The following is a 13,108-nucleotide window of genomic DNA, read 5'->3' on the forward strand; positions in this document are numbered from 1 at the left end:
GAAATTCGGGGGCGAAAGAATTAGGGTCAGACCCTTTTTTCCGTCGTCGGCCGAAGGGCCGACGCTGGCGGAATAAAGGGTCTGACCCTAATTCTTTCCGATTCCCTATTTTCCCTTTTTGCGGGCCTGTTCGTCCAGAGATCGCAGGTATTCAAGCTTCTCGCGGATCTTGCCCTCGAGGCCCCGGTCGGTGGGGCGATACCAGTTGGGGCGTTCCATGCCCTCGGGGAAGTAGTTCTCGCCCGCCGCGTAGCCGTCCTCCTCGCTGTGGGCGTAGCGGTAGTTGTCGCCGTAGCCCAGGTTCTTCATGAGCTTGGTGGGGGCGTTGCGGATGTGCATGGGCACGGGACGGGTGCCGTCCTTCGAGATGAACGCCTTGACCTCGTTGTAGGCGGTGTAGACCGCGTTCGACTTCGCGGCGATCGCGAGGTAGACGATGCATTCGGCCAGGGCCAGCTCGCCCTCGGGGGAGCCCAGGCGCTCGTAGACCTCGGCCGCGTTGATGGCAACCTCGAGCGCCCTCGGATCGGCGAGGCCGACGTCCTCGGTGGCCATGCGGATCATCCGCCGGGCGAGGTAGCGCGGATCCACGCCGCCATCGAGCATGCGCACCAGCCAGTAGAGCGCCGCGTCGGGGTCGCTGCCGCGCATGCTCTTGTGGAGCGCGGAGATCTGGTCGTAGTAGTTCTCGCCGCCCTTGTCGAAGCGGCGCCCGGCGCGCTGGGCGACGGTGTTCACGTAATCCACGTCCGCGCCGTGGCGGCCCTCGAGGCGCGCGGCCTGGGCGATCTGCTCCACGAGGTTGAGGGCCCGGCGCCCGTCGCCATCCGCGAACTCGGCGATGCGCTTCTTCGCTTCCTCGGTCACATCCACCTTCTCCGAATCGAAGCCGCGCTGGATCAGCTCGTCCAGGTCCTCGGGCTTCAGGCTCTCCAGCACATACACCTGGGCCCGCGACAGCAACGCGCCGATCACCTCGAACGACGGGTTCTCGGTGGTCGCGCCGATGAACGTGAGCAGGCCCGACTCCACGTGCGGGAGGAAGGCGTCCTGCTGGGCCTTGTTGAAGCGGTGCACCTCGTCCACGAAGAGGATGGTCGACCTGCCGTACTGCTCGCGCGTGAGACGAGCGCGCTCCACGGCCTCGCGGATCTCCTTCACGCCCGAGAGCACGGCGGAGATGGCGATGAACTCCGAATTGAAGGCGTTGGCCATGAGGCGGGCCAGCGTGGTCTTGCCGACCCCGGGCGGGCCCCAGAGGATCATCGAATGCGGCCGGCCCGAGCGCAGCGCGATCCACAGCGGCTTGCCCTCGCCCAGCAGGTGGCGCTGGCCGACGACGTCTTCCAGGCGCTGCGGGCGCAGGCGCTCCGGCAGCGGCACGTACGCCTGCCCGGACTCGTTGAAGAGGTCGCGTTCCATGCCGATATTCTAGGCCGAGGCGCGGCCTTTCCCGACCTTCCAGTAGCGCTTCATGGAGGCGGGCAGCGTGCGGAGCATCCCGGCCTCCCCCTCCTCCCGCAGGTACTTGTCGAAGGCGGCCGCGACCGGCGGCAGGCGCTTGCCGCGGCGGTGCACGCAGTACCAGCTGCGGTGGATGGGGAAGTCGATCACGTCCAGTACGGCAAGCCGCTTCGCTTCGAGTTCCAGCGCCACGGCATGGGCCGACATGAAGCCCACGCCGAAGCCCGCGGAGACCGCCTGCTTGCACGTCTCGTTGGACGGGGCCTCGATCACGATGCGCGGCTTCAGGCGCGCCTTGCGCATGGCTTCATCCATCACGCCGCGCGTGAGCGAGCCCTGCTCACGGGCGATGAAAGGCTCGCCGGCCAGCGTGGCGAGCGGAATGCGCTTCTTCGAAGCCAGCGGATGGCGCACCGGAGCGATGATCACCATGGGGTGCGGCGCGAATTCCGTCGCGAGGAATTCACCGGGCGGGGGCAGGCCCATGATTCCCAGGTCCACGAGGTTGCGGTCGAGGCGGCGCAGCAGCTCCTCGCGATTGCACACCGCGAGCGCCACCTGCACGCCCGCGTACCGCTCGCAGAACGCGTTCAGGAGCGTCGGGAAGAAATAGTCGCCGGCGCTGATCACGCCCACGTTGAGCAGGCCGCCTTCGATGCCGCGGTGGGCGGCGAGGTCTGTCTCCAGGGCGTGCAGCTGGTCCAGGATGGCGGCGCTCGCCCGGCGCATGGCTTCACCCGCGGGCGTGAGATAGACGCGGCGGCCGAGGCGCTCGAAGAGGGGCAAACCCGCATGGCGCTCGAGCTCCGCGATCTGCAGCGAGACCGCCGGCGCAGTGAGATGGAGCTCCGCCGCGGCGCGCGCGAAGGAGAGATGATTGGCGGCGGCGGCGAAGACGCGGAGCTGCCGGAGCGTGGCGGAACGCATGCGGATACTTTAGCAATAACTTATCTCAGAGGAAAGAAAGTTTAACTATCCCTTAGGCTTGGCCGTCGCTAGCATGGGTTCGTCGCGGCGCCACCTGCCGCACGCAGCCGGAGGAGAAGCCGAATGGCTCCATCGCAATCCGCACCGCCCGCAATCGACGCCCAGGCCCTGGCCCAGGCGCTGTCGACGCTGGGCCTGATGTACGGCGCCCGTGATGCGCTCGTTGGCCACGCGGCCAGCGCGCAGGACGAATCCGAGGCGATCCGAAACTTCATCCGCGTCGAACGCGCCCATCTGCTGGCGACCTACGACCTGGAAGCGCTGGTGAACCTCGTGATGGACGCGAGGCACCGAAACCACAGCGCGCCGGCGTCCATCGAACAGTACACGCCCAACTAATCCTCCTCCCCCCAAAGGATCCCGCCGACCATGAGAATCTGCATCGTCGGCGCCGGAGCCATCGGGGGTTTCCTCGGCGCGCGCCTTGCGGCCGGGGCTTTCAATGTCGCCCTCGTGGCACGCGGTCCGCACCTGGCGGCGCTGCGCCGCGACGGCCTCACCCTCATCGAGCGCGACGGCCAGCGGCGCACCCATGCCGTGGAAGCCTACGGGCGCATCGCCGAGGTGGGCCCCTGTGACGTGGTGGTGCTGGCCCTCAAGGCCCAGCAGCTCCCCGCCATCGCGGCCGAGGTCCCCGCCCTCTTCCACCGCGACACCGTCGTGGTGCCGATGCAGAACGGCATTCCCTGGTGGTACTTCCAGCGCCACGGCGGCGAACACGCCGGCACGCGCGTGGCGAGCGTCGATCCCGCAGGGGCCATCGGGGCGTGGATCCCGCCCGAGCGCATCGTGGGCTGCGTGGTCTACCCCGCTTGCGACATCGCCGCGCCGGGCGTCATCCACCACGTCGAAGGCGAGCGCTTCCCCCTGGGCGAGATCGACGGCACCGTGACGCCGCGCGTCGAGGCGCTCTCCGAAGCGTTCACGAAGAGCGGCTTGAAGGCCCCGGTGCTCACCGACATCCGAAGCGAGATCTGGCTCAAGCTCTGGGGCAACCTCACGTTCAACCCCATCAGCGCCCTCACCCGCGCGACGCTCGACCGCATCTGCGGCGAACCCCTCACGCGCGACCTCGCCGCCGCGATGATGACCGAGGCCGCCGCCGTCGCCGGCAAGCTCGGCATCTCCTTCCGCGTGCCGCTCGAGCGCCGCATCGAGGGCGCCGCGAAGGTGGGCAATCACAAGACCTCGATGCTCCAGGACATCGAGGCGGGACGCGCCACGGAGATCGACGCATTGCTGGGCTCGGTGATCGAGCTCGCGCGCCTCACCCAGACCGAAGTGCCGCACCTGCGCGCGATGTACGCGTGCGCGCGGCTGCTCGAAGCCACTGTCCGCCACGAAACCAAAACCGCCGCCCAAGCGGCCTAGCGAGGAGAGAAATGTTCGACGCACATGCCAACCCCGCCGCCTCCGATCCCGACCTCTGGAACGCGATCGACGCCGAGGCCACGCGGCAGGAGCAGCACCTGGAGCTGATTGCCTCCGAGAACTACTGTTCGCCCGCCGTGATGCGCGCGAACGGCTCCGTGCTCACCAACAAGTACGCCGAGGGTTACCCGGGCAAGCGCTACTACGGCGGCTGCGAGCACGTGGACGACGTGGAGCGCCTCGCCATCGATCGCGTGAAGCAGCTCTTCGGCGCGGGCTACGCGAACGTCCAGCCGCATTCGGGCTCGCAGGCGAATCAAGCGGTCTACTTCGCGGCCCTGAAGCCCGGCGACGCGATCCTCGGCATGTCGCTCGCCCACGGCGGGCACCTCACGCACGGGGCTTCGGTCAACCTCTCGGGCAAGATCTTTCGCTCGATCGGCTACGGGCTCGATTCCGACGAACGCGTCGACTACGACCAGGTCCGCTCGCTCGCCCGCGAGCATCGCCCGCGCATGATCGTCGCCGGCGCCTCGGCCTACTCGCGCGTCATCGACTGGTCGCGCTTCCAGGAGATCGCTCACGATGTGGGCGCGCTGCTGATGGTGGACATGGCGCACTACGCCGGCCTGGTCGCCGCGGGCCTCTATCCCAACCCGGTGTCGGTCGCGGACTTCGTGACCTCCACCACGCACAAGACGCTGCGCGGCCCGCGCGGCGGCTTCGTGCTCTCCTCCGCGCAGAACGAGAAGGCGCTCAACTCGAGCGTGTTCCCCAGCCTTCAGGGGGGGCCTCTGATGCACGTGATCGCCGCGAAGGCCGCGGCCTTCAAGGAAGCGCAGACGCCGGAGTTCCACAACTACCAAGTCCAGGTGCTCGCCAATGCGCGCGCCATGGCGGAGATCCTGACCGACCGCGGAATGCGCATCGTCTCGGGCGGCACCGACTGCCACATGTTCCTCGTGGATCTCCGACCGCTCTCGGTGACGGGCAAGGACGCGGAAGCCGCGCTCGGAGCCGCCAACATCACGGTGAACAAGAACGCGATTCCCAACGATCCGGAAAAACCTACGGTGACCTCCGGCGTGCGGCTCGGCAGCGCCGCCCTCACGACGCGCGGCCTGGGCGTGGTCGAAGCCCGCATCGTCGCGGGGCTCGTGGCCGATGCGCTCGTGGCTCGCGGCGACACGCTGCGTCTTGCGCGCGTGCAAAGGCAGGTGCGCGAGATCTGCGACGCCTATCCCGTCTACCGCAGCGCCAAGCGCCGCACGTTCGAAGAGGTGACCGCATGAGGATGCCCGGCCGTCATTTCCTGTTTGTCCCGGGACCCACCAACGTCCCGGACCGCGTGATGCGCTCGATGGTGATCGCGATGGAGGACCACCGCTCCTCGCGCTTCCCCGAGCTCACGCGCGGTCTCTTCCCGGACCTGATGAAGATCTATGGCTGCCGCAACGGCGAGGCGTACATCTTCCCCTCCACCGGCACCGGCGCCTGGGAAGCCGCGCTCACCAACACGCTCTCCCCGGGCGACAAGGTGCTGGCGCCGCGCTTCGGCCAGTTCAGCCACCTGTGGATCGACATGATGCAGAGGCTCGGCCTCGACGTGGAGGTGCTCGAGACCGAATGGGGCGAAGGCGCGCCCGAGGAGCGCATCGAAGCGGCGCTGCGCGCGGACAAGGACCACAAGATCAAGGGCGTGATGGTCGTCCACAACGAGACCGCGACCGGCGTCACCAGCGATCTCGCCGGAGTGCGCAAGGCGATGGATGCCGCGCGACACCCCGCGCTCCTGTACGTGGACGCGGTGAGCTCGCTCGGCAGCATCGAATTCAAGATGACCGACTGGGGCGTGGACCTCGCCGTGGCCGGCTCCCAGAAGGGCCTCATGCTTCCGGCGGGACTGGGCATCGTCTGCGCGAGTGCCAAGGCGCTCGAGACGATGAAGACGGCCAAGTGCACGCGCGTGTTCTTCGACTTCGCCGACATGAAGCGCGCCAACGCCGACGGCTACTTCCCGTACACGCCGGCGCTTCCGCTGCTCTACGGCCTGCGCGAATCGCTGAATCTCCTCCTGCACGAGGAAGGGCTCGACAACGTCTACGCGCGCCACACGCGCCTGGCCGAAGGCGTGCGCGAGGCCGTCGACGCCTGGGGCCTCGTCACCTGCTGCCGCGATCCGCGCTGGTACTCGAACACGGTGACCGCGGTGATGGTCCCGCAGGGCATCAACGGGGCGCACGTGATCGACGTGGCTTTCCGTCGCTACAACCTGGCGCTGGGCGCGGGGCTTTCGAAGATGGCGGGCAAGCTCTTCCGCATCGGCCACCTCGGCGACCTCAATGAACTGATGCTGCTGGGCGCGCTGGGCGGCGTGGAGATGGCGATGGCCGACGTCGGGATTCCCGTCGAGGCCGGGAGCGGGGTTGCTGCGGCGCAGACGCACTGGAGAAAGACCGATACGGTGGTGAAGCGCAAGGTGGCTCGCTCCGAGGTCGTCTACGCGTCCCACTCAACCGGATCGATCAACACCTGACCATGTTCTTCTAAATTCGCTTTAACGGACTCAAGAAAATCTTGAACCACGGAGGACACGGAGGCACGGAGGGCCACGGAGAAAAGCTTGAAGGGTAGGTAGCGTGGCTGTGGATGCGTCACCTCAGCTCCCACTTCACGATCCCACAAGTATTCCTCCGTGGCCCTCCGTGCCTCCGTGTTCTCCGTGGTTCAAGATCTTCTGTAGTTATCTACCTCAAGCGGGGTTTGCGTAACATGCGACGGGTATGCCGTCGCCCCCGCCCACCGTCGCAGCCGTCGTTCGCGAGCAGACCGGCCTCTCCTGGTCCCGGGCCCGGAAGCTGTGCACGGACGGGCGCGTCACGCTCGATGGCGAGCGCTGCCTCGATCCCGCCGCGAGAGTTCCTGCGGGCGGCGCGGTCGTGGTCGACCTGCAGGCGCCGAAGCATCATGCCGGCCCGCTTTCCCGGGAAGCGATCCTGTTCTACGACCGCGACGTGGTGGTCATCGACAAGCCCGCCGGGATGCTGAGCGTGCCCGACGTGCCGGGCAACAAGGACACGCTCGGCGTCCACGCGCGAACACTACTGCGGCGGATGGGGGGCGGCGACACCGCATTGGGCGTCGTCCACCGCCTCGACAAGGACACGAGCGGCCCGATGATGTTTGCGCGAACGGCCACGGCCCAGCGCGCGCTCGCCGCGCAGTTCCGGGACCATGAGGTCGACCGCGTCTACCACGCCATCGCCCACGGCGCCGTGGCCGCCGAGCGGATCGAGACCGACCTGCTCCCGGATCGAGGCGACGGTTTGCGGGGCTCTTTCGGCCACTACAAGCGGGCCTCGGGCGATCCGCCGGCTGTCGCCCGGCGCGCGATCACCACCCTCGCGCCACTGACCCCGCTCAAGGGGGCCACGCTGGTCGAGTGCCGCCTGGAAACCGGGCGCCAGCACCAGATTCGCATCCACCTGTCCGAGCTGGGGCATCCGCTGGTCGGCGAACGCGTGTACATCCGCGACTACTCCGGCGTGAAGATCGAGTCGCCGCGTCCGATGCTCCACGCGCAAACGCTCGGCTTCGTGCATCCCCGAACCGGCAAGCACGTCCTTTTCCAGCGCGAGGCGCCGGCCGATTTCCAGGAGATGCTCGAACGCCTGCAAACCAAATAAAGGGGTCAGACCACTTATTTGCGCCAGCAAATAAGTGGTCTGACCCCTTTATTTGGTTTCGTCCATCACGTCGGCGCCCTTGGGCGGCGTGAAGGTGAAGGTCGCGGGCGGAAGCGCCGCGTTGGGCTTCATGTCGGAAAAGACGAGGCTGGTCCGGCCGCCCAGCGAATCCGAGAGCTCCATCGCCGCGAGCGCCTTGCCCTTCATCCCGATGCGGACACTCTCGAAGCCCGTGTCCTTCTCCTTCGGCGTGGCCACGACCCAGCCCAGGCCGTCCTTCTCGCCCGCGTCCGTGAGCGTGAAGACCTTGGTGATGTCGTCCTTGCCGGCGAGCAACGCCGCGGGCGTGGAGGAGACCGCCTTGTCGAGGCGCTTCACGGTGACCTGGTTCAGGTCCGCGTCGTGGATCCAGAGCTTCGACCCATCGCTCACCAGCAGCTGCTTCACCGGCTTCTCGTAGGCCCAGCGGAACTTGCCGGGGCGCGCGAAGGCGAACGAGCCCTGCGACTTGTCCACGACCTTGCCCTTCTGGTCGAAGACCTGCTGGTCGAAGCGCGCCGTGGCGCTCTTCGACTGGCCGTTGAAGGCGAGGAAGTCGTCGAGCGCGCTGGCATTCGCGGCCGGGGCCGCGGCGAGAAACGTAGCGATCAGGAGCTTCTTCAGGCTGCGGGAGCCCATCAAGGCGCCGGCGAGCGAGGTGGTGGCCATAGGGATTCTGTCGAAGTATGGAGGGTGGTTTTAGAGGGAAGGAGGGGAAGGAAAAGCGAAGGAAGGGAAGGAAATCGTTGAAAGTGACTGGAAGTACCATCGTGCCGAATTCACGCGACGCAGGACAAACTCACTTTCAGAGCTTTCCTTCCCTTCCTCCGCTTTTCCTTCCCATCCTTCCTTTTCAAAATCGGCGTTTGCACAGCGGCGTCGATCGCCTGACTCGCCTACGTCCCGCTCGCCGTTACTTCTCCGCGCGGGCGGGGTGGAGGATCTCGCGATTGCCGTTGGAGGCCATCGCGGAGACCAGGCCGGCGCGCTCCATGTCCTCGATCAGGCGGGCCGCGCGGTTGTAGCCGATGCGAAGGTGGCGCTGCACGAGCGAGATCGAGGCGCGCTTGTTCTGCAGCACGATCTGCACGGCCTGGTCGTAGAGCGGGTCGGCCTCGCCGGTGGCACCCTCGCCGCCGCCGGCTTGCTCGGCGAGATCCGGCTCGTCGAGGATGCCCTCGATGTACTGCGCCTCGCCCTGTTTCTTCACGTTCTCGACGACCTTCATGACCTCGCTGTCGGCCACGTAGGCGCCGTGCACGCGCTGCGTGAGGCCGGTGCCGGGCGGCAGGTAGAGCATGTCGCCCTGCCCCAGCAGGCTCTCGGCGCCTTGCTGGTCGAGGATGGTGCGCGAATCGATGCGCGACGACACCTGGAACGCGATGCGCGTCGGCACGTTCGCCTTGATGAGACCGGTAATCACGTCCACGGAAGGCCTTTGGGTGGCGAGGATCAGGTGGATGCCCGAGGCGCGCGATTTCTGCGCGAGGCGGGCGATCAATTCCTCCACCTTCTTTCCACTGACCATCATCAGGTCCGCGAGTTCGTCGATCACGACGACGATAAGCGGCAGCGCCTCCAGCTCCTCGGCACTATCCGGGGTGAGGCTGAACGGGTTCTTCAGCGGCTGCTTCTTCTCGATGCCCTCGTGGATCTTCGTGTTGTAGCTGGCGAGGTTGCGCACGGAGAAGGTGGACATCAGCTTGTAGCGCCGATCCATCTCGTGGACGCACCAGTTCAACGCGGCCCCGGCGTGCTTCATGTCGGTCACCACCGGCGCCAGCAGGTGCGGGATGCCCTCGTACATCGAGAGCTCGAGCATCTTCGGGTCGATGAGGATGAAGCGGACTTCCGAAGCCGTGGCCTTGTACATCAGCGACAGCAGCATCGCGTTGATCGCGACCGACTTGCCCGAGCCCGTGGTTCCCGCCACGAGCAAGTGCGGCATCTTGGCCAGGTCGGCCACGATGGGCTTGCCGGTGATGTCCTTGCCGAGCGCGATCGCGAGCTTCGACCCCATGTCGGCATAGACCTGGGAGCCGACGATCTCCGAGAGACGCACGATCTCGCGCTTCGGGTTGGGAATCTCCAGGCCCATCGACGAAGTGCCGGGAATCGTTTCGACGACGCGGATCGCCGTGACCGACAGCGCCCGGGAAAGGTCGCGCGCGAGGCTCACGATCTGCGCGCCCTTCACGCCCACCGCGGGCTCGATCTCGTAGCGCGTGATCACCGGGCCGGGATACGCGGCCACCACCTTCACGTCGACGTTGAAGTCCTTCAGCTTCCGCTCGATCAGGCGCGAGGTGTACTCGAGCGTCTCGGCCGTGGGACGCTCGATGTGCGTGTCGGGCGCATCGAGCAGCGACAGCGGCGGCAGCGGGGAATCGGGCAGGTCGGCGAAGAGCGGGACCTGCTTCTCGCGCACCACGCGCTCGCTCCTCGGGATCTCGAGCACCGGCATCTCGATGCGGATGGGCTCGTGCTCCTCGAAGACCTTCTTCGCTTCCTCCACCTTCTCCTCGCGCACCTGCGCGGCGATCTTGCCCTCCTCGCGGTCGCGCTTGGCCTCGAGGCGCCCGCGGATCTCGGTGAAGGCCCATTCGACGCCGGCGCCCACGCGCTCGGCCACCTTGATCCACGAAAGCCCGGTGAAGACGCTGAAGGCTGCGGCGAGCGCGGCGACCAGCAGCAGCGTGCCGCCGGTGAAGCCGAGGGCCGCCAGCACCAGGCGCGAGAGCACTTCGCCCAGCATGCCGCCCGGCACCCCGGGCAGCGCCACGTTCATGCTGTGCAGGCGCAGGGCCTCGAGCGTGGCGCTGGAAGCGAGCACGAGCGCGAAGCCCGAGAGGCACACGGCGAGCGTGCGGCGGTCGAGGATGCCCCAGGCCTCCACGCGGTCGTAGAGGCGGAGGATGCCCACGCCGGCCAGGGCCACCCACCACCAGGCCGACAGCCCGAAGAGATAGAGCATCGCGTCCGCGATCCACGCGCCGAGGGCGCCCGCGCGATTGGCGAGGGGCGCACCGCTGCCGCTGTAGAAGGGACCGGGGTCGCCCTTGTCGTAGCTGCCGAGGGCGAGCGCGAGGTAGAGGCCGGCTGCGAGGAGGAGGATCCAGAGCGCCTCGCGAAGGAGGCGGCCAAGCCGGGGATTGCCGTTCGGGGAGGCTGCGCGCTGCGGAATATCGGCCATCAGGGCATCGTCTTGCGTGACGGCCGATTCTCTCACAGCGAGGGCGGCAACTCCCGGTTGATGATGGTGATGGACTTCGATTCCACCGTGATGAAGCCGCGGTCGGAGAGGTCCTTCAGGATGCGGTTCACCATCTCGCGCGAGGCACCGACCATGTTGGCGAGGTCCTGCTGGGAGAGCTTCTCGCCCACCATCAGCTTGCCGTTGTTGTAGACGGCGAGCTCGAGCAGCGTGGAGGCCACGCGCCCGTAGACATCCATGAGGGCCAGCGTGCCGATCTTGCGGTCCGCTTCCCGCACGCGCGAGGCCAGCACGCGCATGACCATATTGGCGATCCGCGGTGCCTGCTCCACGGCACGCTCGAACGCCGAGTGCGACAGGATGTGGAACGTCGAGGCTTCGAGCGTCGTCACCGACGCGGAGCGCGGCTGCTTGTCGATCATCGACATCTCGCCGAAGAAATCGCCAGGGCCGAGGATCTTCAGGATGATCTCGCGGCCGTCCTCATCGCCGATGAAGACCTTCACCTTGCCGGTCTGGATCATGTAGAGCGAGTCGCCCATTTCGCCCTCGGTGAGGACGACGGCGGTACGCGGATACGCCTTTTCGACGGCCAGGGTACGGATCACGTCCAGCTCGCGATCGTTGAGCTGGGTGAAAAAAGGCACCGCCTTCAGCGTCATGGTGCGATCGCCGATGAGGGTGGGACGCTTTGCGGGTGCGGTCATAGGTTTCCTAGATAACAAAAATATTGTTTATTGTCAATTATTTATAGAACCTACCTGCCATTCCGCCCGAGGTTCGGGCAGGCCGCAGGCCGCGCGCAATGAGATAATTGCATTTTCGCCCCCATCTCGCTTTCCCCAGCCCTCACAAGCCCCCATGACAACAAAGCACAGCCGCCTTTTAATCCTCGGATCCGGCCCCGCGGGCTACACCGCCGCGGTCTATGCCGCCCGGGCAAACCTGAAGCCCGTCCTCATCACGGGGCTCGCGCAGGGCGGCCAGCTCATGATCACCACCGACGTCGACAACTGGCCCGCGGACTTCTCCGGCGTCCAGGGCCCGGAGCTGATGGAGCGCTTCCAGAAGCACGCGGAGCGCTTCAATACCGAGCTCGTCTTCGACCACATCCACACCGCCAAGCTGGGCGAGAAGCCCATCACGCTGATCGGCGATTCGGCCACGTACACCTGTGATGCGCTCATCATCGCGACCGGCGCCTCGGCCATGTACCTGGGCCTCGACTCCGAGCAGAAGTACATGGGCAAGGGCGTCTCCGGCTGCGCCACCTGCGACGGGTTCTTCTACAAGGGCCAGGACGTCGTGGTGGTGGGCGGCGGCAACACGGCGGTCGAGGAAGCGCTCTACCTCACCAACATCGCCAAGCACGTGACGGTGATCCATCGCCGCGACAAATTCCGGGCGGAGAAGATCCTCCAGGACAAGCTCTTCCAGCGCGCGAAGGAAGGCAAGGCGAACGTCCTCTGGAACACCACGCTCGAGGAAGTGCTGGGCGACCAGTCGGGCGTGACTGGCGTGCGCATCAAGGAGAACGGCGTGGAGCGCGACCTGAAGGTCTCCGGCTGCTTCATCGCCATCGGCCACAAGCCCAACACCGACATCTTCACCGGCCAGCTCGAGATGAAGGACGGCTACATCGTCACGCACAGCGGCCTCGCGGGGAACGCGACCGCGACCAGCATCCCCGGCGTCTTCGCCGCGGGCGACGTGCAGGACCACGTGTACCGCCAGGCCGTCACCAGCGCCGCCACGGGCTGCATGGCCGCGCTCGACGCCGACAAGTACCTGGAAGGCATCCCCGTTTGAAGCGTCCCCGGCAAGCGCCGGACGACGCCGAACTCTTCCGCGCGGAGATGCGCGGCGTGCAGCCGGTGCGGCCGGCGAACCGCATCGAGCCCTACCGCGAGCCCCTGCCCGCCATCCCCGCGAAGCGCATCGAGGACGAGAGAGCCGTGCTGGAGGAGCTCTCGCGCCTGGCACTCGATGGCGACGACGTGGAGATCGAGGAGGACCGGCAGTTCCTCCGCGATGCGCTCCCGCGCGACATCCTCAGGAAGCTTCGCCGCAGCCATTGGGTGATCCAGCAGGAGCTGGACCTGCACGGCATGACGTCCGACGAGGCGGCGCTCGCCACCGACACCTTTCTCGCCGAATGCGTTCGCCTGGGCGTGCGGTGCGTGCGCATCATCCACGGCAAGGGCCTGCGCTCGAAGGGCAAGGAGCCCGTCCTGAAGCACCGCATCCGCAAGCTCCTGCAGCGCCGCGACCCGGTGCTCGCCTACGTCGAGCCGAAGGCGGTCGACGGCGGAGGCGGCGCGGTGGTCGTGCTGCTGAAAGGCTAGGC

General features: G+C 67.0%; 12 protein-coding genes. 7 read left to right on the plus strand and 5 right to left on the minus strand.

The window, feature by feature from the left end:
• Window positions 1-105 precede the first annotated feature (105 nt).
• Both DSM104443_RS13140 and DSM104443_RS13145 read right to left on the minus strand, forming a co-directional pair.
• Window positions 106-1,422 (minus strand): replication-associated recombination protein A, encoded by a 1,317-nt coding sequence (locus DSM104443_RS13140; RefSeq protein WP_171092933.1) that lies wholly within the window; start codon window positions 1,420-1,422, stop codon window positions 106-108.
• Window positions 1,423-1,431: 9 nt separating this feature from the next.
• Window positions 1,432-2,391, minus strand: a complete 960-nt coding sequence (locus DSM104443_RS13145) for a LysR substrate-binding domain-containing protein (RefSeq protein WP_212756664.1) — start codon at window positions 2,389-2,391, stop codon at window positions 1,432-1,434.
• 123 nt (window positions 2,392-2,514) lie between these two features.
• Between DSM104443_RS13145 and DSM104443_RS13150 the strand changes: the two genes are divergently transcribed.
• The 5 genes from DSM104443_RS13150 (at window position 2,515) to DSM104443_RS13170 (ending at window position 7,508) form a co-directional block, all read left to right on the plus strand.
• Window positions 2,515-2,790 (plus strand): hypothetical protein, encoded by a 276-nt coding sequence (locus tag DSM104443_RS13150; protein WP_171092934.1) that lies wholly within the window; start codon window positions 2,515-2,517, stop codon window positions 2,788-2,790.
• A 30-nt stretch (window positions 2,791-2,820) separates the two neighbouring features.
• Window positions 2,821-3,822 (plus strand): ketopantoate reductase family protein, encoded by a 1,002-nt coding sequence (locus DSM104443_RS13155; RefSeq protein ID WP_171092936.1) that lies wholly within the window; start codon window positions 2,821-2,823, stop codon window positions 3,820-3,822.
• Between the two features lie 11 nt (window positions 3,823-3,833).
• Window positions 3,834-5,114 (plus strand): serine hydroxymethyltransferase, encoded by a 1,281-nt coding sequence (glyA, locus tag DSM104443_RS13160; protein WP_171092939.1) that lies wholly within the window; start codon window positions 3,834-3,836, stop codon window positions 5,112-5,114.
• A complete protein-coding gene (locus DSM104443_RS13165; RefSeq protein ID WP_212756666.1) occupies window positions 5,111-6,358 on the plus strand; it encodes an aminotransferase class V-fold PLP-dependent enzyme in 1,248 nt (415 codons plus the stop codon). Before glyA ends, DSM104443_RS13165 begins: the two co-directional genes overlap by 4 nt.
• A 247-nt stretch (window positions 6,359-6,605) precedes the next feature.
• On the plus strand, window positions 6,606-7,508 hold the full coding sequence (locus DSM104443_RS13170; RefSeq protein WP_171092941.1) for an RluA family pseudouridine synthase: 903 nt from the start codon (window positions 6,606-6,608) through the stop codon (window positions 7,506-7,508).
• Window positions 7,509-7,556: 48 nt separating this feature from the next.
• Here DSM104443_RS13170 and lolA read toward each other — a convergent pair whose 3' ends face one another.
• The 3 genes from lolA to DSM104443_RS13185 all read right to left on the minus strand — a co-directional run bounded on the left by lolA (window position 7,557) and on the right by DSM104443_RS13185 (window position 11,468).
• Window positions 7,557-8,216, minus strand: coding sequence for an outer membrane lipoprotein periplasmic chaperone LolA (lolA, locus tag DSM104443_RS13175; protein WP_246232198.1), 660 nt, complete (start codon window positions 8,214-8,216; stop codon window positions 7,557-7,559).
• Window positions 8,217-8,460: 244 nt separating this feature from the next.
• Entirely contained in the window at window positions 8,461-10,740 is a 2,280-nt protein-coding gene (locus DSM104443_RS13180; RefSeq protein WP_171092943.1) for a DNA translocase FtsK, read from the minus strand.
• Window positions 10,741-10,772: 32 nt separating this feature from the next.
• On the minus strand, window positions 10,773-11,468 hold the full coding sequence (locus DSM104443_RS13185) for a Crp/Fnr family transcriptional regulator (protein WP_171092945.1): 696 nt from the start codon (window positions 11,466-11,468) through the stop codon (window positions 10,773-10,775).
• Between the two features lie 154 nt (window positions 11,469-11,622).
• Between DSM104443_RS13185 and trxB the strand changes: the two genes are divergently transcribed.
• A complete protein-coding gene (trxB, locus tag DSM104443_RS13190) occupies window positions 11,623-12,570 on the plus strand; it encodes a thioredoxin-disulfide reductase (protein WP_171092947.1) in 948 nt (315 codons plus the stop codon).
• Complete coding sequence (locus DSM104443_RS13195) at window positions 12,567-13,106, plus strand: Smr/MutS family protein (protein ID WP_171092949.1); 540 nt, start codon at window positions 12,567-12,569, stop codon at window positions 13,104-13,106. The genes trxB and DSM104443_RS13195 overlap by 4 nt, the downstream gene beginning before the upstream one ends.
• Window positions 13,107-13,108: the final 2 nt, after the last annotated feature.

The sequence above is a fragment of the Usitatibacter rugosus genome (assembly GCF_013003965.1).
GTDB classification, from domain to species: Bacteria; Pseudomonadota; Gammaproteobacteria; order Burkholderiales; family Usitatibacteraceae; genus Usitatibacter; species Usitatibacter rugosus.